18 protein-coding genes are annotated in these 20,158 nt (G+C 41.3%); 10 read left to right on the top strand and 8 right to left on the bottom strand.

From position 1 onward, the window contains the following. Nucleotides 1–2: 2 nt before the first annotated feature. The 3 genes from ACSFVZ_RS13465 to ACSFVZ_RS13475 are packed head-to-tail and all read left to right on the top strand — an operon-like array spanning nucleotide 3 to nucleotide 2,175. Nucleotides 3–347 carry an ArsC family reductase gene (locus ACSFVZ_RS13465; RefSeq protein ID WP_135925138.1) on the top strand — a complete coding sequence of 115 codons (345 nt, stop codon included), beginning with the start codon at nucleotides 3–5 and terminating at the stop codon, nucleotides 345–347. Then, complete coding sequence (gene dapE, locus ACSFVZ_RS13470) at nucleotides 347–1,477, top strand: succinyl-diaminopimelate desuccinylase (protein ID WP_435559060.1); 1,131 nt, start codon at nucleotides 347–349, stop codon at nucleotides 1,475–1,477. The genes ACSFVZ_RS13465 and dapE overlap by 1 nt, the downstream gene beginning before the upstream one ends. Further along, nucleotides 1,474–2,175, top strand: coding sequence for a M15 family metallopeptidase (locus tag ACSFVZ_RS13475; RefSeq protein WP_435559062.1), 702 nt, complete (start codon nucleotides 1,474–1,476; stop codon nucleotides 2,173–2,175). Before dapE ends, ACSFVZ_RS13475 begins: the two co-directional genes overlap by 4 nt. Here ACSFVZ_RS13475 and ACSFVZ_RS13480 read toward each other — a convergent pair. Further along, nucleotides 2,156–3,013 carry a DMT family transporter gene (locus tag ACSFVZ_RS13480; RefSeq protein WP_249930204.1) on the bottom strand — a complete coding sequence of 286 codons (858 nt, stop codon included), beginning with the start codon at nucleotides 3,011–3,013 and terminating at the stop codon, nucleotides 2,156–2,158. The genes ACSFVZ_RS13475 and ACSFVZ_RS13480 overlap by 20 nt on opposite strands. A gap of 134 nt (nucleotides 3,014–3,147) precedes the next feature. Here ACSFVZ_RS13480 and ACSFVZ_RS13485 point away from each other — a divergent pair, with 134 nt between their 5' ends. The 4 genes from ACSFVZ_RS13485 to ACSFVZ_RS13500 are packed head-to-tail and all read left to right on the top strand — an operon-like array spanning nucleotide 3,148 to nucleotide 6,048. Then, a complete protein-coding gene (locus ACSFVZ_RS13485; RefSeq protein ID WP_138557365.1) occupies nucleotides 3,148–4,512 on the top strand; it encodes a COG3014 family protein in 1,365 nt (454 codons plus the stop codon). Nucleotides 4,513–4,520: 8 nt separating this feature from the next. Beyond that, nucleotides 4,521–4,946, top strand: coding sequence for a YcfL family putative periplasmic lipoprotein (locus ACSFVZ_RS13490; protein ID WP_135926286.1), 426 nt, complete (start codon nucleotides 4,521–4,523; stop codon nucleotides 4,944–4,946). Between the two features lie 10 nt (nucleotides 4,947–4,956). Next, nucleotides 4,957–5,568, top strand: coding sequence for a penicillin-binding protein activator LpoB (gene lpoB, locus ACSFVZ_RS13495; protein WP_421968116.1), 612 nt, complete (start codon nucleotides 4,957–4,959; stop codon nucleotides 5,566–5,568). Nucleotides 5,569–5,580: 12 nt separating this feature from the next. Then, on the top strand, nucleotides 5,581–6,048 hold the full coding sequence (locus ACSFVZ_RS13500) for an outer membrane lipoprotein (protein ID WP_199526714.1): 468 nt from the start codon (nucleotides 5,581–5,583) through the stop codon (nucleotides 6,046–6,048). Nucleotides 6,049–6,073: 25 nt separating this feature from the next. Here ACSFVZ_RS13500 and ACSFVZ_RS13505 read toward each other — a convergent pair whose 3' ends face one another. Both ACSFVZ_RS13505 and ACSFVZ_RS13510 read right to left on the bottom strand, forming a co-directional pair. Further along, the gene (locus tag ACSFVZ_RS13505) at nucleotides 6,074–7,291 is read right to left on the bottom strand and encodes a pyridoxal phosphate-dependent aminotransferase (RefSeq protein ID WP_135925153.1); all 1,218 of its coding nucleotides are present in this window, start codon (nucleotides 7,289–7,291) and stop codon (nucleotides 6,074–6,076) included. Between the two features lie 93 nt (nucleotides 7,292–7,384). Further along, on the bottom strand, nucleotides 7,385–7,729 hold the full coding sequence (locus ACSFVZ_RS13510) for an Hpt domain-containing protein (RefSeq protein WP_135925156.1): 345 nt from the start codon (nucleotides 7,727–7,729) through the stop codon (nucleotides 7,385–7,387). 127 nt (nucleotides 7,730–7,856) lie between these two features. Between ACSFVZ_RS13510 and ACSFVZ_RS13515 the strand changes: the two genes are divergently transcribed. Continuing rightward, nucleotides 7,857–8,456 carry a tRNA-uridine aminocarboxypropyltransferase gene (locus ACSFVZ_RS13515; RefSeq protein ID WP_435559091.1) on the top strand — a complete coding sequence of 200 codons (600 nt, stop codon included), beginning with the start codon at nucleotides 7,857–7,859 and terminating at the stop codon, nucleotides 8,454–8,456. Then, a complete protein-coding gene (locus ACSFVZ_RS13520; RefSeq protein ID WP_199526715.1) occupies nucleotides 8,456–9,232 on the top strand; it encodes a CLCA_X family protein in 777 nt (258 codons plus the stop codon). Before ACSFVZ_RS13515 ends, ACSFVZ_RS13520 begins: the two co-directional genes overlap by 1 nt. Here the strand turns inward: ACSFVZ_RS13520 and ACSFVZ_RS13525 are convergent. Further along, nucleotides 9,198–11,693 carry an EAL domain-containing protein gene (locus ACSFVZ_RS13525; RefSeq protein WP_435559063.1) on the bottom strand — a complete coding sequence of 832 codons (2,496 nt, stop codon included), beginning with the start codon at nucleotides 11,691–11,693 and terminating at the stop codon, nucleotides 9,198–9,200. The genes ACSFVZ_RS13520 and ACSFVZ_RS13525 overlap by 35 nt on opposite strands. Nucleotides 11,694–11,822: 129 nt before the next feature. Further along, nucleotides 11,823–12,410 carry a dCTP deaminase gene (dcd, locus tag ACSFVZ_RS13530; RefSeq protein WP_130051745.1) on the bottom strand — a complete coding sequence of 196 codons (588 nt, stop codon included), beginning with the start codon at nucleotides 12,408–12,410 and terminating at the stop codon, nucleotides 11,823–11,825. A 276-nt stretch (nucleotides 12,411–12,686) separates the two neighbouring features. On the opposite strand from dcd, the gene ACSFVZ_RS13535 reads away from it, so the two are divergent. Next, entirely contained in the window at nucleotides 12,687–13,013 is a 327-nt protein-coding gene (locus ACSFVZ_RS13535; RefSeq protein WP_135925164.1) for a hypothetical protein, read from the top strand. A gap of 82 nt (nucleotides 13,014–13,095) precedes the next feature. Here the strand turns inward: ACSFVZ_RS13535 and ACSFVZ_RS13540 are convergent, their stop codons facing one another. The 3 genes from ACSFVZ_RS13540 to apbC form a co-directional block, all read right to left on the bottom strand. Then, entirely contained in the window at nucleotides 13,096–16,044 is a 2,949-nt protein-coding gene (locus tag ACSFVZ_RS13540) for a TonB-dependent receptor (RefSeq protein ID WP_435559064.1), read from the bottom strand. A gap of 76 nt (nucleotides 16,045–16,120) precedes the next feature. Continuing rightward, nucleotides 16,121–18,763 (bottom strand): family 16 glycosylhydrolase, encoded by a 2,643-nt coding sequence (locus ACSFVZ_RS13545; protein WP_435559065.1) that lies wholly within the window; start codon nucleotides 18,761–18,763, stop codon nucleotides 16,121–16,123. Nucleotides 18,764–19,072: 309 nt separating this feature from the next. Next, entirely contained in the window at nucleotides 19,073–20,152 is a 1,080-nt protein-coding gene (apbC, locus tag ACSFVZ_RS13550) for an iron-sulfur cluster carrier protein ApbC (protein ID WP_253039534.1), read from the bottom strand. Between the last annotated feature and the right edge of the window lie 6 nt (nucleotides 20,153–20,158).

Here is a 20,158-nt window from a genome sequence, read left to right on the forward strand (position 1 = left end):
TTATGACTATCATGTATGGTATCAGCAATTGCGATACAATTAAAAAAGCGAAAAAATATTTATCTGATAATAATCAAGAGTTTACTTTCCATGATTACCGTAAAGACGGCATCAGTGCAGAGTTAGTTAATGAATTTGCAGCGCATATTGATTGGCAAGATTTAGTTAATAAACGCGGCACAACTTATCGCCAGTTATCTGATGAACAAAAACAAAATCTCGATAAAGAATCAGCATTAGCATTATTAGTTGAGCAACCCGCGATGATCAAGCGCCCGCTACTTGTGCATAATGGCCAATACCACTTAGGTTTTAAAGCAGCTCAATACGATGAGATTTTTGCCTAATGACTCACCCTGTTATTGAACTTGCTCAAGCGCTTATCCAGCGTGAATCAGTGACCCCTGAAGATGCTGGTTGCCAAGCGTTAATGAACGAGCGCCTTGAAAAACTTGGCTTTAATATTGAATCACTGTTTTTCACCGATACGCTAAATACCTGGGCTCGCAAAGGAAACACATCACCGCATTTTTGTTTTGCTGGTCACACAGATGTTGTACCAACAGGTCCTGAAAAAAATTGGCAGCACCCGCCTTTTTCGGCACTGGTAAAAGACGGCATGCTACACGGACGCGGTGCAGCCGATATGAAAGGCTCCTTAGCAGCTATGGTTGTTGCCACTGAGCGCTTTATTGCAAAACACCCAGATCATAAAGGGTCTATTTCATTTTTAATTACATCAGATGAAGAAGGCCCGTTTATCAACGGTACAACCCGTGTTATCGATACCCTTGAAGCCCGTGGTGAGAAGATTGATTTATGCTTAGTTGGCGAACCATCGTCGCGAGATAAACTGGGTGATGTAGTAAAAAATGGTCGTCGCGGCTCATTAACAGGCTTTTTAACGGTTAAAGGTGTACAAGGTCACGTTGCTTATCCACATTTAGCCCAAAACCCAATTCACTTAGCTGCACCGGCGTTAACTGAACTTAGCCAAACCGAGTGGGATCAGGGTAACGAGTTTTTCCCTGCAACAAGCTTTCAAGTTTCAAATATAAATGGTGGCACCGGAGCTGGCAATGTGATCCCAGGCGAGCTCGACATTCAATTCAACTTTCGCTTTAGTACCGAAGTAACCTATCAACAGCTACAACAAAGAGTTGTTGATATTGTTGAAAAACATAACCTTGATTATGAACTAAGTTGGATTGTTAATGGACTACCGTTTTTGACCGATCACGGTCCGTTAGTTGATGCTACAGTACACGCTATTAAGCAGGTAACCGGACGCGACACAGCGCTTGAAACCACCGGTGGTACATCTGATGGCCGTTTTATTGCGCAAACAGGTGCCAAAGTCATTGAGCTGGGCCCTCGTAATGAAACCATTCATAAAGTAAACGAATGTGTTAGCACAGATGATTTAATTCAGCTTGCAGATATTTATGAAATCATTTTAGAGCAACTGCTTACATGAACCAAACCGAGCTTAAACAATGCGCCACAGGGTTAAGTAGCTCACATTTAGTTGAGCTACAAAATCATCGCTTGCATGGTGATATTGTTGATGACTTTTTAGCCCTTCAACAAGGCGCGAAAGAAGCAGGTATTGATTTGGCGATAGCCTCAAGCTTTCGCGATTTTCAGCGTCAAAGTGCTATTTGGAATGCTAAATTTCAGGGTCTTCGCCCAGTTTATACTCTTGAGCAAAAAACGGTAGACTTACAACGTTTAACTGATACTGAAAAGTGTCACGCGATTATGCTTTACTCTGCACTACCGGGGGCAAGCAGGCATCACTTTGGTACCGACCTCGACATCTACGATACCCGCCCTATTGACGATGATTATCAACTGCAATTAACACCTGATGAGTATTCGACCACAGGACCATTTACTAAGCTTGCTGTATGGCTTGATAATAACCTTGAAAAGTATGGTTTTTATCGCCCCTATCAAGAATATAAAGGCGGGGTTGCCCCTGAGCCTTGGCATATTAGCCATATCAGAGCTTCAGCAAAGATGATGCAGTATTTGTCAGTTGAAACATTACAGCAATGTATTGAACAAAGTGAGCTTAGCGGCAAACAAGCGATTTTAGCTGAACTTAATACGCTTTATGAACGCTACGTATTAAATATCAATGCCCCTAAATCTAAAGACTGCGCTTTTTAGCCATTAAAAACACCAAAACAGCGCCAAGAATTAAGGCGCTGGCTATTATTAAACGCGTTGTCAGTTGCTCATCTAAAAATAGCACCCCCGCTATTGTAGCAAGCACTGGGACTGTTAGTTGTACCACACCCGCTTGGCTACTTTTTAGTTTTGGTAGTGCAACATACCAAATACTGTAACCGACTCCTGATGCAAGTGCTCCTGAGGCTATAGCTAAGCAAATCCCGATAGCTGAGACTGCTTGCCAATCAAAAGCAACTACAAGGACTAAAATCGGCACAAGTATTAAACTTCTTAAAAAGTTAAAACTAGTTGCTTGCAGCGGTGATCTGCATGATTTTCCACGAATGCTGTAAATTCCCCACGCTACGCCACTTATTGCCATAAGCATAGCGGGTAAAAAAGAGGGCACTGTTGCAGAGGGCAACATTAAATAAATAAAGCCAGCAAAGGCTACAAACAACGCCCCCCACTGCACTTTACTAAGCGGCTCTTTGTTAAAAACACTATGGCCTATCATAGTCAGTTGCACCGCAGAAAATAAAATAAGTGCGCCCGTGCCGGTATTTAAATCAACGTAGGCAACTGAAAAGCAGAGCGCGTAAACAAATAAACTAAGCGCACTAATATTGTTACCTTTATCGGTTAAAGGCTTAGCTCTTTGCGATTTTAATTGCCACTGCAACAGTATAAGCAGCATCAATGCCCCACTTACCAAGCGTAAGGCAGTGAAACTTAATGGGTCAATATCACCACTTTGTAATGCCATACGACACAGCAAGGAGTTAGCTGCAAACGCACACAGTGCAATTAAAGTATAGAGTACAGTACTTAACAAATGTGGTGTTCCTTTAACATTAAAAAACACTAGACCAGTAAGTTGTCTATTAACTTACGATTTTTTACATAATTTATCATAGAAGGTTAAGCCGCGTATGCTAATCTGAGTACATTGTTTAAAAGGAGCGTTCAGTGCATCGACGTTTATTTATTGGCGCTGTTTTACTGTTATCAGGCTGCAGTACCATAGGTATTACTGATCTATTCCAAGATTATGCGACGCAGCTAAGACCTGTGCGCCAAGCTGTATCTCAAAATAATATAGAAAATGCGCAGCAATTGTTGCCGAGCAATAGCCGTGGCCACAGTAACTATTTATTGAATCAGCTTGAAACTGCTCGTCTTGAATTTTTAGCGAAACAGAATTCTCAGGCCAATGAGACCTTTGAAACTGTTTATCAAAACATGGAAAAAAAGCGTCAAGCAGCCAAAATACAACTAAGCACAAGTCTTGAACAAACAAATTCATTATTAACAAATGATTCAGTGATTGGTTATGAGCCTGCTGCCTATGAAATGACCATGTTACATAGCTACAAAGCACTGAGCTACGTATTTGATAACCAACTTGAATCAGCATTAGTTGAAGTTAGACGCGCAAATAAAGTGCAAGAAGATGCATTAAAAGACAACCAAGCTGTACTTGATGAACAAGCAGAAAATGCAGCTGAGGGTTATCCCGATATGGCCGAGTTAATTGGCAATGTTAAAAATGGTTTTCAAAATGCCTTTACGTTCTATTTATCGGGCCTCCTTTATGAGGCGGATAAACAGTTTGATGATGCCTATATCGACTATAAAAAAGCGCTCGAAATAAATAGCGATAATAGCTACCTACAACAAACTGTTTTACGACTTGCTAAAAAACAAGGCTTTGAGCAAGACTTTGAAGAATTTAGTAAACGCTTTGGTGAACTTAAGCAGCATAAGCCAAACACAGGCCAAGTAATTGTAATTGCAGAGCAAGGTTTAATACCAGCAAGACAAGAGTTTCAATTACGCTTGCCTATTTATTCGTCCCGTGGAGATGCGCGTTTTTATAGTATCGCTATGCCTGTATACCGCGGCGCACCTTATGCAAATAACGACAAGAACATTACATTGGATGGCGACAACTTCATCCTTAAACCAATCGTTAGGCTCGAGGCACTAGCAGCGAAAACACTTAAAGATCAAAGTACAGGAAGAATTACCAGACAAGTAATGCGCTTGGTTGCAAAAGAAAAGATGCGTGCTGAACTGGCAAGAAGCGGCGGCGATGTGGGTAATATTTTAGCCAATATATATAACATGGCCTCTGAACAAGCAGATACAAGAAGTTGGCTTACCTTACCAAGTCAATTAAGTATTGCCCAAAATACCATGACAACTGGTGAACATGTTTTATCTGTACCAGGTCGTGGCGAAATAAACTTTTCGGTTAGTAAGCAAGGGTTAACCTTAATTTTCCTAACCTCTATTAATAGCTACTATGACACACATGTCGTTCAACTTTAGGAGCAATGATGAAATATTTAGTGCCACTATTAACCATTTTACTTGTTGCGGCCTGCTCCTCACGCCCGACCACTTCTGGCATTGGTGTTGAGCAAACTGCAAAACAATATAACCAACAATTGATCGTTAATAACCCAGAACTAGGGCAAAAACTTGCAATTACAGATGTAAAAACACGCCAAACAAACGGCTTAACAGATGTGGTTGTAACATTGGCAAGCCAATATAAAAAATCACAGTATTTACAGTACCAATTTACTTGGTATGACGCTGATGGTTTTGTTATACGCGGCAATCACTCTCCTTGGCAACCCATAACCTTATTTGGATTTGCTAAAACACAGTTACCGGGCTTAGCCCCGACAGCAAATGCTGTCACCTTCTCGCTTGCAGTGCGTGAAGTGTCAACAGAAGCACAAGAATTTGAAGATTAAGGAAACCATGATGAAATTACTTTCTGTTAAATCGGCTGCGGCCATTGCGATAACTAGCACTTTGCTGCTTTCTGGTTGTGCCAATAAAGCGGTGGTTAGCTACGGCGATGCTCAGGCTGTTGAAACAACTGATATCAACTTTGGATCAACCGATCTACAAAAAGTAGCAAGCCAAATGACAGACTCGTTACTTGCTTCACCTGTGGTTGGCACAATGACAGCAAATAGTCGCCCAGTCGTGTTTGTAGAGCGTATCAAAAATAAAACCAGTGAACACATTGATACCGAATCAATCACCGATTCAATCTCAACACAATTACTACGCAGTGGTAAGTTTCGCTTTGTTGATATGACACGCGTTGAAGCGGTACGTGAGCAACTTAATTTTCAAAACGATGACCCGCTAGTTAACCCAAGTACAGCGATTGCATTTGGTCAACAAGTTGGGGCTCAGTACATGTTATACGGCAACTTATCGAGCATTGTTAAGTCAAATGCTGATAAGGCTGATGTGTATTACAAATTTACTATGCGTTTAATGGATTTAAAAAGTGGCCTAGTTGAATGGGCTGATGAAACTGAAATCCGTAAAACACGCGAGAAATCAACTTTTGGCTGGTAGTCAGGAGGATGTATGAAATACTTAGTAACAATCCTGGTAAGCTGTTTATTACTCAGCTCGCCTAGTTACGCTGATTATCAGCGTAATAAAGCAGTGCCAGTACAGCAGGTGTTATTTGGATCTGTGCAATCGGTACGAACGATTACTGATCAAGAGCTAGTTAGAGACAAAACTAATGGCTGGGAAACCTTTGGCGGTGCATTACTCGGGGGCGTTATTGGTAATCAGTTTGGCGGCGGCAGTGGCCGTACCGTCGCAACCATTTTAGGTTCAATGATTGGTGGCTCTGTTGCTCACAACCGTCAACAAAACAGTCGCGTTATACAATATCAACTCGTTGAATTAATGATAAAAGTAGAAAGCGGTGAACAATACATGGTTGTTCAAGATAAAGACAACCAGATGCTGTTTAATCAAGGCGATAAAGTTCGCCTTGTGTACCTCACCGATAACACGGTGCGTGTTGATAAAGCTTATTAAAAAAGCGAGCCTCGGCTCGCTTTTTTTAGCTTTGTCGATAATCAGCGAAGAATCGCTGCATCTTACTCATCGCTTCTGTTAAATCATCTTTGTTTGGTAAAAACACCAATCTGAAATGATCAGGATCTGGCCAATTAAAAGCACGACCATGCACAAGTAAGATTTTCTCGGCTTTGAGTAAATCTAAAATCATGCGTTCATCGTCTTTAATATTAAAGTGCGCCGTATCTACTTTCGCAAATGCGTAGAGTGCCCCTTTAGGCTTTTTACAGCTAATGCCGTCTATAGCATTCAATCCACGCCAAGCTATGTCGCGTTGCACATACAAGCGACCACCGGGGTTAATCAAATTGTCAATTGACTGCACACCACCTAAGGCTTGCTGAATAGCATATTGTGCCGGTACATTGGCACATAAACGCATTGATGCCAGCATATCCAAGCCACGGCTTAAATCGTCCATCATGCTAGTGCGGCCGCTTAACACCATCCACCCCATTCGCAAACCTGCTGCGCGGTATGTTTTAGCTAAACCATTAAAGGTGATAATTGGCACGTCATCGCATAAGGCCCCAATTGAGCTGTGAGTTGCACCATCGTATAAAATCTTCTCGTAAATTTCATCGCTCAATAACAGCAACTTATGTTCGCGAGCAATGGTAATAAGCTCCATAAGCAAGTCATCGCTGTAAACTGCACCTGTTGGGTTATTTGGGTTAATAAGTACCAAAGCTTTTGTTTTCGATGTGATTTTACTTTTTATATCAGCAATATCAGGAAACCAATCCTGCTCTTCATCACATAAGTAATGCACTGGGTTACCGCCAGCCAACTTAACTGATGCAGTCCATAATGGATAATCAGGTGCAGGGATCAAGACCTCATCGTCATTATCGAGTAATGCTTGTGTGGTCATTTGAATTAATTCACTTACCCCATTGCCAATATAAATATTATCGACATCAAGATTGTGTAAGCCACGCTGCTGATAGTGTTGATAGACAGCCACACGGGCTGAGTAGAGGCCTTTAGAGTCACAGTAGCCTTGGGCTGAATATAAATTACGGATGATATCTTTATGCATATCTTCAGGCATATCAAAGCCAAAGGCGGCAGGATTACCGATATTTAACTTTAATACTTTTTGGCCTTCATCTTCCATTTTTCGAGCTTGTGCAAGCACAGGCCCACGGATGTCATAACAGACACCGTCTAGTTTGTGACTCTTTTTTATTTGTGACATGGTTACCTCTACTAATGAGACTTTAGACTACCCCAGTAAAGGGCCACCATGCTAGTGGATTTTTGAAGTTACAACTGAAATAAATTCAAGTTTTTAACGGCCAGTAAACCAAGCCTGTAATTTTTCAACTGAACCTATAACTTGCTCATCTAAATAGCCAGCTTTTTGCTCAGCCGTTGCGAAATCACTTTCGTTTAAAGCATGTTCAATCGCTTGAGCAACTTCTGACAAACTTTGCGCGCCAAATTGTGCCGCATTTGACTTTAAGCTATGTGCATGGCGTGCTGCAGCTTCTGTATCGGTGCCTATGTTAGCTAACACCTCTGAACCTAGTCGCTGAAACTCACTACAACAAAAGCTCAAGGTATCTGCAAACTGATCACCTAAAAGCGATTCCATTCCTTCAAGTGCACTTTCGTCTATGGTGATTGTCGTCATTTTTATCCCTCAATCAAAAACATAAAACTAGAACCGCAACTTTAGCTGTTCTTAGTCAAAAAGCAAACCTGCTTTGTAGGTTAAGCTCATGTATACTATGGATACTTTTACCGTATTCCGAGTTTATATGGCTAGAGAATTATGCTCCCACTGTGGCTTTTCTACTAAAACTTGCTTATGTGATTCTATAAACATAATCAATAATAGACTAAAAATCATTATATTACGCCACCCAAGTGAGGAAAAAATTACTAAAAACACGGCGCATTTATTGAATTTAGGCTTAGCCAATTGCCAAATTATTGCTGGAGAATCTGAGCAAGACTTTGTTTCGCTGCAAACTTTGCCAGAATCTAGTACAGCTGTTTTATACCCAAGCCATGACGCATGGTATCTTGATGAGCAAAGCTCAGAAGTGAATATATTTAAACAAACACTAACACATCTGATTGTTATAGATGGCACCTGGAAAAAAGCATTTAAAATGCGCCAACTTACCCCTAGTTTACAAGAGTTTAAGACCGTTAGTTTTAAGCAACTACCTCAAAATCAGTATTTAATACGAAAAGCTCCCCGCGAAGATAGCTTGTCAACATTGGAGGCTGTAGCCCATAGTCTTCACTTAATTGAACAGCTTGACGTTACGCCATTGTATAAATTACTCGCAGCATTAGTTGACAAGCAAACTAAGCACATGCCAGAAGATGTAAGGGCTCGTTATCTTTAATGCGTGTTTCTAAACGATTGAGTGCAGGTTTTAATCGCCAAGGCCCCGACTACCGCTTTGATGATCAAGTTGATTTCAATGACATTCGTGACACGTTTGGGTTTCGTACTATGTTAGTGGGTAGCTGGGTGAACAAACAAGAGCGTCTACTCGCGGCTAATTTAATTTATGATGCACTAGCCGATCTTGCTCAAATATTAAGCTTACCGCCAACAGCTATTGGTCTGCGGGGTAAGCTTAATTTTGCTTTTGGTCATGGCGGCCAAAAAGGCGTACAAGCACATTATAATGCCCATAGCCAAACGTTAGCACTGGCTAAAAATGCCGGGGGTGGTGCACTTGCACACGAATGGTTTCATGCCTTTGATCATCATATCTGCCAACATTTATTTGCGAATAGAAAAAGCATGCAGTTTTGTTCTGCCTTATGGCTCGAACAGTCACCAGATTTAAGTCACCCACTTAATCAGCGCTTAAATGATTTTTATCATCAGGTTTTTTTAGATAACTCAGGTGCAAACCCAAATGAGTATGTAAAACAATCTATTGCTTTTGATCAGCAAGTAAAACAGCTATATATGAGCATGCCTGAGGAACTCGCAGCTCGCTGTTTTGAAAAGTGCATTGCCATGCACCCTGATATAAAAAATAGCTTTTTAGTAAGTGGTTTATCAACAAGTGGCTTAATCTATCCAGATGAGCAGCATGCGATGCGCTGCTTTGCAGCACTGCTAAATTACTTTAATCAACTAGGTTCGCTGTTGCATCAAAACTAAGTTCAACTTTCTGCACCTCACTAATCCAAGCTAAATAATCATCAGCACAAAGCGGCTTTGAAAAATAATACCCTTGTCCAAACTGGCAGCCATAACTTTGCAGCATAGTTAGGCTTTGCTGATCTTCAATTCCTTCTGCAACCACCTGCGCGCCTAGTGTGGCAGCAATGTCGCAAGTTGCCCGACAGATACTCTGATCATTTACTGAAAACGGTAGATTTAACACAAATTGTTTATCTATTTTCACTTCATCAAAGCCAAGTTGACTTAAATAAGCAAGTGAAGAATAGCCTGTTCCAAAATCATCAATCGCGAGTTTTAAGCCTATTAAACGATAGTCATCGAGTGTGGCTTTAATCTTTTTACTCTCCTCTAATGTAGCTGACTCAGTCAGCTCCAGCATAACCGACTCGGCACGCACATTTTGTTCATTTAAAATGGTGATTAACAGCACAGGTAAGTCTTTATTTAATAGATCTTTAGCCGAAATATTAATGGAAATAACGTGATCGGGTATCAGTGTGCAAAACTTCGCTTGCCACTGAATTCCATTTTCGACCACCCATTCAGTGAGCTGATTGATCACCCCCGCAGACTCTGCAATTGGAATAAACACATCAGGGCTCACTGCACCAAATACTGGATGATGCCAGCGTAATAGAGCTTCACAGCCCACTACTTTGCCTGTTTTCAAACAAACCTGTGGTTGAAAGTGTAAGCTTAACTGATTTTCATCTATCGCCATTTTAAGTCCTGCGGCAATCGATAATCTTTGTTCAGAAAGCCGCGCACTCTCAGAGTCGAACATTCGCCAACGCTCACCTTGTAAACGTTTTTCAGACATTGCTTGTATGGCACATTGTAAAATTTGCTTCGCGGTATTGCCGTGCATCGGATAATAGGCAACACCAATATCAACACTATCGACTAAATTAATATCTTCATGGGTGAGCCCTTCTTCAAATACCCCATGGATCAAACATGCAAACTGCTCTATATGACTGAGTTCTAATTCTCCTATCACTAAGCAACCAAACGTACTGTCATCAACATGAGCAAGCCATGCGCTTCTACTGGCTTGAATTTCAAGCTTTAATGCATTCATGGTCTGTAGCTGAGTATTTAAGATACTTAATCTTTCATTGATACAAATATTTGCTTGCTCAAAACCAAACGTAGAACGCGCATTTGAAAGAACATGTGGTTTAAATAATAAGACGGAAAAGTGCTGTTTCTGCGATACTTTTTTCATCATTTGTGCGAGCAAAAATTGCTTATTAGGCAGTTTAGTCTCCGCATCATGCAGCATCGAATAATTAAATGCCGCTATTTGCTGACGGTCTTTAAGTAACAGCACGGAACATATCGCCAGTGATGTGATAAGCAAAATGGTGTTATGAACACCATGGTAACCAATACCAAAGCCATTCCAAATGAATAAACTAAGCACCTGAGTCACAATCGTCATTAACATAAATACACGTAGATAGGTGCGGCTATTTTTTCGCTGCATTACACTAAAAAATACAGCAGCTGCAAAACTTAAAAACCCAATACATGAAACTATAAATAACCATTGATGATTAAACTGAGGCAATAGTGATGACAACACGGCCGCGCTGAGTAAACAAGCCATCATTACTTGCCACGCTTTTTTAAAGCGGGGTTTATAGGTATGGATTGCCAGAAAGTGATATAAGAAATAGCTCGCAAAATATAATGCAAACTCATTAACAGGCCATTTTGCTTCCCAATCTATGCCATTAACGAAATAGCTTATTAGCCCGTTATCAATCAAAAATCCGATACTAACCAGTACGAAGTAAGCATTCAGCAGCAGGTATTTTGGTTGCTGCGATACCACAAAATAAATAGCGCACACAAACATGCATATAATCAGCACACCTAAAATAGCGCCATAGCTTAAAATGATTTGATGTAAGTTTATTTCAAAGGTTTTAGCAGCAACTACCCCAACTTCTATAGTCAGCGCCCTATCGTGCTCAAAGTTAACCAGTGCCCAGCGATGACCTTGACTATGCTCTATTAACCAATGTGGTCGCACATTCGATAAGCTTTCAAGTGAGGCGAGCCGCTGATTATTGGTAGCCTGAGAATTTTCATCTAACAGATAAAACTTTACCCAGGTTAAATTTGGCTCACCTAGATAAACAACGTAATTTTTATTGTCGGGTAGTTGCAATAAATCGATTATTAACCAGTGGGATGTTTGCGGGGCAAGGCGGATTGAGCTGCTTTCGAGAGCATTTAGCTGTTCTGCATTTTGAAGTGATTGTTCCAGCGATTGACTTAATTTGGCAAGAGGCTCGGCAGAGTCAAGCAGCCAAATCGATGAACTCTCATTGGCAGCAAAGGTACTAAAGCTGTGTAAAAATACACAACACATTGTTATGAGCAGCGTTCTAACAACCCGATGGATGTGCTTGCCAATAAAATGCATTTTAGCTCCGTGCTTTAAACACCAGCTAAAAGTATGGGGGTAATACGCTTAAATTGCCAATTATGCAGACTTTAATTAGGTAAAAAGTTTAGGTGTATGGGCGTGTGGCACTAAAAGCCACACAATACTTTACTTATTATCATCACTTATTCGACTTGCAACAGCTGAGTTTTGATCCTTATATTTTGCATCTTTACGTGTGTTGTAAGGGTTCTCAGCAGGACTTGTCATGGTTTCAAAACTCATAGCGCCAATCTTCATCATTGGGCGTAGCGCTAATGGCAATTTACCTGAGTTATAAAACTCCAAAACAATATTTCCTGACCAACCGGGATCAATACGATGTGCAGTTACATGTACCATCAAGCCAAGTCGTGCTAACGATGAACGACCATCTAACCAACCTACAATATCAGCAGGTAAAGTTACTTTTTCATAGGTAATTGCCAAAGCTAATTCACCTGGATGAAGGAAAAAAGCTTCTTCTTCAGCAAGCACAATTTCATCACTCATAATGGATTCCATCGCCTTGTTTAGCTGATCTTTTGGACCACTTAAGTCAACATAAGCTGCGGTATGATCTTGGAAAACTCGAAATTTATTGCCCAAACGCAAGTCCACCGTCACACCTGAAATCATTTCTTTACTCGGTGTAGGCTCAATAACTATACGGCCTTCGTCAATATACTGCTGAATATGGGTATCTGATAATCTCATTTATTATTCTACCTAAAACAACTTAAACATATGATTTTAAGCTGAAAAAACACGCTAAGCTTAAACTTAAAAACACAACGAGTTTATTGTGTAGCAGTTAAGCAAAATGGAATGGACATAGTGTGACATATATTACACAAATCAGCAGCGTGTTGCGCTAATAAATCTCGATTAAATAAGTCTTCTCAGGTAACAACATCAGCTGTTTCTGATTTATCTGAAGTCATGAGTTTTGTTCTAATTGCCGAATTATAGGGAGAGTGAGGATAAGTTGTTATGGATTACGTTATTTTATCCGTAATAACATTGCCAGCATGTGTTGTTGCTATTTTAATCGCCAAACACTACGCTAAAAAACAAGAAATTTGGCACGGCTTTCTCGTCTTCATTGGCTCATTGTTACTAACAAGCTGGTCTGTGGTTGGCCTAGTCGCAAACGAAACTTTCTTTTTCCCGCTACCTTCATTACTCACCATGGTCTTTTATCTTTATTGTTATGGTGAAACCGACATTGTGTTTATGCCCAATTTATTAATTAACCCCGGCATTGCTATTTTCTGCTATTTTTCAGCTTACTTTTTCAGTCGCAATAAACTTTTTTAAGCGCTGTGTATCCTTTTTATATTTACTAAAATAAAAAGCCGCTCATTGAGCGGCTTTGGTTCTCATTAGGGTTCATATGAGATTAAAAGCTATAACGTGCACCGATTGTGTAACGAGGTCCGTATTGACGAGCAAATAAGAACTGCTCTTCATAACGGCCATATCCACGTTCAGTTTCGTTGTTAAGGTTTATACCTTCAAAGAAAACTGTCATGTTTTCATTAATGTCGTAGTTAACGCTTAAGTCCCATTGACCAAACGTATCGCCGAATTGTGGCGGCGCATCAGATGAGCCTTGCGCTTGACCAACACCAATCAAGTACGAATCACGCCAAGCGTAAGTAACTTTAACTGACAAGCCGTCTTTATCGTAGAATGCTTGGAAGTTAGCGGAATCACTCAAACCTGATAAAGGCGCTTGCTGTGTTAAACTATTAACATCAAATTCAACATCACCATCTACAAATGTAGCGTTAACACCTAAACCGAAACCACTTTCACCAAACAAGTGCTGTACAGCAACTTCAAAGCCATCTACCGATTTGCTATCAGTATTTTGTGGCTGAGAAATATTCCATACCATTAGTGGGTCTGCACTAGTTGGCTCGATAGCACCATCCGCATTACCATAACCAAGTGCCAGCATTTCATTGAAAATTGCATCACTCGTTGCTTGCTCACCGCGTGCTTCAACTGAAGCTACGGCCTCTTGATAACGTGGACCATTTAGAATGTCATGTAGACCTTCTATCGTTGTTTCAGTAATTTGCGTTTGAATAAAGTTATCAACGTCTTTTTTGAAGTAGCCAACTGATGCATAGCTGCCTTCGCCATAGTAATACTCAAGCGATAAGTCTAAATTCGTTGACTCAAACGGCAACAGGTTAGTATTACCTTGACCACCTGTACGCGAACCTGGTTTTGGACTACCAGTTAAGCTTCGACCACCAGCAAGGTTACCAAGCGGTGCTCGTGCCATGGTTTTACCCCACGAAACACGTCCAACAAGTTCATCTGTGATCTCAACTTTTACGTCGATATTCGGTAACCAGATATCATAATTACCTTCTTCTTGGTAAAAGTTATCTGTACCACCAGTTTCGTATTGCATGATCCATTCAGATGCACTCACCCAGTTAACTTGGCTTTCAACACGTTGACGAACCGTACTGGTTACATCTGTCTCTTCGTAACGTAAGCCTGCATTAATTTGAACAAAGTAGTCAGATAACTCAAACTCCCAAAGTGTATTGACGTAGAAGCTTTGCGTTTTTTCTTCTACATAGCTTTCACTGTCGATACCATCAAAAAATGGGTCAATTGAGTATTGGTTATCGCCCAATAAATCTTCGTTTAAAAAAGCAAGCTGACGAGCCAAAGCTTCTTCAAAGCTATAGGTGTAATAGTAATTTGGTTCAAGGGCACTACCACCACCAGCGAACTGATTTAGCATGTCACCTGTATCATTATAAGTGAACATACCGTCTGGGAAGATCTCTGTAAATGATGGGTTAAAGCCAGGACCACCACGTAAGCCACTCCACGCAGTAAAACCACCCATAGTTTGCTTGGTATTGGCAGCACCAAATTTGACTTTAACAAGTGGAATTTCAAAGCTGTCATTTAACCACGTAGCATGAAGCTGCGCTTGCTCTACATTAGACTCACCCGGCGAATAAATAAACTGGCTGAAGTTAGAATCAATTTCACTTGGATCAAGTACAGTAGTACCGTTTTTCCAATTCACATACGCATGCGGGATTTCACCAGTACGATAGTCATACACCTTGCTACGGAGTTGGTCAGAACCAAGAATGATCTGGCCGTCAGAACCTAAACCGTCATCTGCACCATTGTCTGTTTCATTCTTCGAATCGTGATAATCGAACTCAACTTCCCACGCATCGTTGATTTGCCACTCTAAATTTAAACCAATTGAGCGTGCTTTTACTTCTGTAGTGCCACGGCTTGCAGTAAATGAACCATCGTTACCACTAATATCGGCATAAAGTGCAGTACCATTTTCATCTAGCTCATAGCTATTAATGTTGCTGCCAAACTCATTCCAAATACCCCAACCTGTTGTTTCAACGCCTGTAATTGCACGGCTTGCCGTGTAATCAACCGTTGCAGTGAAGTTTTCAACTGGTGCATATTGTAAAGTCACTTGGCCGTTAGTACGCTCACGTTCAACATCAGCAATGCTGTAGTTCATATCTTTTGGAAAGAAATGGTTACCAACACGGTTGCCTTCACTATCTACTGGGCGTGGGTCAATGTAGTCACCTTCATCTAATGTTGGTAAATCTACATTCGCTTGCCAGCCTTGAATGTTTGCGCTTTGTTGTTGGAAATCACGCTCTTGATGTGAGAATGAAACGGCAAAGCCAACTGAATTATCAACATATGTATTACTGTACATCGCTGAGAATTCAGGAGTTACATCATCCCCTTTTTCATTTGACGAGTCGTGAATAGCCTTAATAGACGAACTAAATTTTTCACCTGGGCTATTTAAAGGGCGAGTCGTAATAATGTTTACTGTTGCCCCAAGACCACCACTTGGTACATCTGCTTGACCAGATTTTGCAACTTCAAGTGCACTTACACCGTCAGCGGCGATATTTTCAAGGGCGTAAGAACGTGTATAACCAGTACCCGGCATTTGACGGCCGTTAAGCATTACGAGGTTAAACTCAGGGCCAAAACCACGCACTGTGATTTCGCTGCCTTCGCCGTTTGAACGACTAACAGATACACCGGTAATACGTTGCAGTGACTCGGCTAAGTTAGTATCTGGGAATTTACCCATTTCTTCTGCCGAAATCGCATCAACTACACCTGTAGCATCGCGTTTCATATCCATGGCGCGGATCAAACTGCCACGAATACCTTTTACTTCAATAATTTCTATTTCTTTGTCAGCTTGCTCATCTTGCGCGTAAGCCATCGGCATAGTGCCAAACCCCGCGGTTAAGATCATCGCCACTGAAGCTGCAAGAGGCGTTTTAATAAATTTTGTGCTTTTCATGATTTACCTGCTTTTGCAATTTGTTGCCATGGTATGTAGGTGCCAGTTTGGCACCCACCATTGTTGCCAGTGTTAATTAAGGATTCGCAATGACTGCATTATCGATACGGTAAACCGCACCTTCACCCATGCCCCATGAAGGGAACACCATAACAACGTCGATTGCACTAATATCAAGGCCTGCACTTAGTAAATCGGCAAGTGTATATGTGTATGTTTGCCATTCACCAACCACTGGCTCGACACCTTCTTGGCTTGCACTTAGTGGAAGCTCCACAGCTTGCCCTGCATCGTTTGATTCGATTTTAAATAACCACTGCGCATCTTGGTTACTTGCATTTGAAACGATTTTCATTTCAAAACGCACTACACCTTGAGATAACATGTGTGATGCATCAAAACTTACGCCATCTGCTGCTAAGAAACCCATTACAGTTGGTTGAGCACCAATTTGAAACTCAGCAACTGAGCCGTGAGCTTCGTCGTCTGTTTCTACCGTTGGTGTACTACCAGCACAACAATCCCAAATGCTCCATTGGTCTGCTACGCTATCTGCAAATAAAGTGAGATCTGATTGCGGCTGCGGTGCATAAATACGTGCATTATCTATGCGGTACACAGCACCCTCACCTTGACCCCAAGCAGGGAAAATCATGATGACATCGATAGCACTCACATCTAAACCAGCTTGTAGTAGTGTGCTTACAGGGAATGTGTAGGTTTGCCACTCACCCGCAACCGGATCAACACCTTCAGTACTCGTATTAAGGTTAACTTCAACCGCTGTTGCCCCTTCATTTGACTCTACCTTTAACATCCATGGTGCATCAGGAGTTGATGGTAGCGATGTTATTTTCATCTCAAATTGCAACATACCGTCATCAACAAGTGAAGTCGCATCAAATTGAGTACCACTACCACCTGATGAGGTGCGGTTAATAAAGCCCATTACTGTTGGCGTTGCACCAATAGAAAACTCAGCAGTTACACCATGCTCTTCATCATCAACTACTTCAATAGGTGTTGAGCCCGCACAGCAATCCCACAGAGGCCAGTCTAGGTTAGTCTCATCAGTGAACAGTGTTAGTGAAGGTAATGTTGTTGAACCACCGTTAGTGATTTCAACATTATCAACACGGTAAACAGCGCCTTCACCTTGACCCCATGCAGGGAAAATCATTACAACATCAATCAAAGATACATTTAAGCCTGCGTCAGCTAATGTTTGTAATGGGAAGGTATATGTTTGCCACTCACCAGCTACAGGACTAACACCTTCAGTGCTAGCGCTTAGGTTTAGCTCAACGGCTGTCGCGCCTTCATCGCTTTCAATTTTGAAAAGCCAAGGTGCATCAGGAGTAGAAGGTAATGAAGTCACTTGCATATCAAAACGCACATAACCGTCTTCTAGCATAGCGCTTGCGTCATAAGGAGTGGCTTGGCCGTTTTCATCGGTAATAAATGCATCACGGCTAATGAAACCATTTACCGTTGGTGATGCACCCACAACAAATTCAACAACATCACCGCGCTCAGCATCTTCAACAAGTGCAGGAGTTGAACCACCACAACAATCCCATGCAGGCCAGTTAGGGTTAAAGCTGCTATCAAAAATAGTAAGCGGTGTTACTGTACCATCACTAGGTGGTGTAGGTGCAGGAGCTTTACCTTGTACTAGCGCATCTTCTAAATTATCGTAACCAGGGCGAACTGTTTCACAGCCTTTGCCTGTATCTGGGTCTTGTGCACATTCGTAAACACGAACATAGTCAACTTCAAAAGTTTGACCATTTTCAAATGCACTTTCATCAATGCCCGTTGCATTAACGTTTTCTGGCCAGTCACCGCCTACAGCAAAGTTTAAGATTAAATAAAACTCTTGATCATAAGGAGATGCATCCCAGAAAGTTGTTAACTCACCGGTTGTTTGATCAAAGTACTCTGTGTACCAACCTTTGTGTTTAAGTGCCAGAGCTTCGCCTTTAGCATTGTAAAGTAACTCTGATTTGCGCTGTGTTGCATATAGATAGTCGTCTACATACCAACGAATTTCACCTTCTTGCCATTCAATTGCATAGGTATGAAAATCATCCGCTGGGTTAGTGCCTTGATCAAATGTATAAGCCTTACCGCTTTGATCATTATTCGGCCACTCTTTACCATAGTGAAGCGTACCGTAGATATTTGACTCGACACCGTCATCTGTTGGGACTTTCAAGTTAACCGACTCAACGATATCAATTTCACCAGAGCGTGGCCAACCACCATACACTTCATCTGTTGGCATCATCCAAAATGCAGGCCATGAGCCTTGACCACTTGGAAGTTTGGCACGGACTTCGAAGCGTCCATATTTAAAATCAGCTTTGTAACGTGTGTTAATGCGCGCAGAGGTATAAGGTTTTGCAGCACCTTCTTCTGCAGGTAATGCAACGATGTTTAGAATACCATCAGCTACGAATGCATTTTCTTCACTGTCGGTATAACATTGCTTTTCATTGTTACCACCGCCAGCGCAATCTATTTCAAAATTCCATTTGCCCTCATCAATGGAATCGCCATCAAAGTTGTCTTCCCATACCACAACCCAATCTGAAACGGGCTCACTTGGGTCAATGGTATCGATTTTTGTGTCTGTGGCAGAGCCACCGCAGCCTGCTAACGTCGCCACAGATAGTGCCATAGCGAGTTGCGTTAAGTGTGTTTTTATTTTGTTCATTGCATTGAACCCTAACATTCTGTGTTTGTTAGTTTACAGCTGATATTAATAGCAAATATTAGTTTCAGCCAATTGTAAGCGCTTACAATTGAGGTCAAATAAAAAAGAACAAAAATGTAAGCGCTTACATAGAGTATGGCAAGGTTACTAAAACGTCAATAAATTATTAACAAATAAACCGAGTTTATTCTTAAATTTATCAAAAATGCTTCAGTAATGCGTAAATACAGGAGGATGCCAAATAAAATAAGATTATTTCATTAAAAACTAATGCAAAATACACACTAATTAATGACTAAATTTCAATAATTAGTCTTCTGTAATAACAATATCTACTTTGCTGGTCTGGGCTTGTTGATAATATAAACTACTAGCAAGGACCCGAGCTGCCGTTTTATAAGTACAACTTATTTCAGCCGCACTATCCTGCGCTATCAGATCACCTTGCTCTGAGCTCTCACGAATTTCAATTGCCAATGGGATATTAGCCAGCACAGGCACACCATGGCGATGAGCCAATGTTACAGCGCCATCTTTGCCAAAAACATGGTTTGGTTGACCACAATGACCACATAAGAAGTAACTCATGTTTTCAATTAAGCCAAGCACGGGGACGTTCACTTTATTGAACATAGCAATGCCCTTTTGCGCATCGGCTAAGGCTAAATCTTGAGGAGTGGTAATGATAACCGCACCACTAGCAGGTACTTTTTGGCTCATGGTCAATTGAATATCACCCGTGCCAGGTGGCATATCAACGATTAGATAATCAAGCTCTCCCCAAGCAGTTTCGTTCATTAATTGATTAAGTGCACCTGATGCCATAGGACCACGCCAAACAGTTGCATCATCACTTGGTACTAAAAAGCCGATCGACTGCGCCTTGAGGTTATGTGCCTCAAAAGGAAGTAAGTTTTTATTATCCTCTGTTTTAGGCTCAGCCCCTTGTAGACCCAATAGCAGAGGAATAGACGGACCATAAATATCGGCATCTAAAATACCAACCTGTGCCCCCTCTTGCTGTAAAGCCGAAGCAAGATTCACTGCCGTCGTTGATTTTCCTACTCCACCTTTGCCTGACGCAACGAGTACAATATGTTTTATTTGCTTAAAACTGTGTACGTTCGGTAACTTGACCTGAGCTGTAATTGACACAGGCACAGATAGTTTATCACTGACAAACTTTTCAATTTCGTTGATTTCGCCACAGCCAGCAAAAGGTAGGCTTAATTTGACTTGCCAGCTTTTATCGCTGTTTTGATTTAGCTCTTCGAGCCAGTCTTGCTCAATGCCAATAGCAAATGCGCTACTACGATAGGCGGCTAAGGCAGCAATGATAGGCGCTTTTTCAGCCGATTTACTTGAGAATAGTTTTGACAGTCCAAACATAGCAAT

It is taken from the genome of Pseudoalteromonas nanhaiensis (genome assembly GCF_051235485.1).
GTDB classification, from domain to species: domain Bacteria; phylum Pseudomonadota; class Gammaproteobacteria; order Enterobacterales; family Alteromonadaceae; genus Pseudoalteromonas; species Pseudoalteromonas lipolytica_C.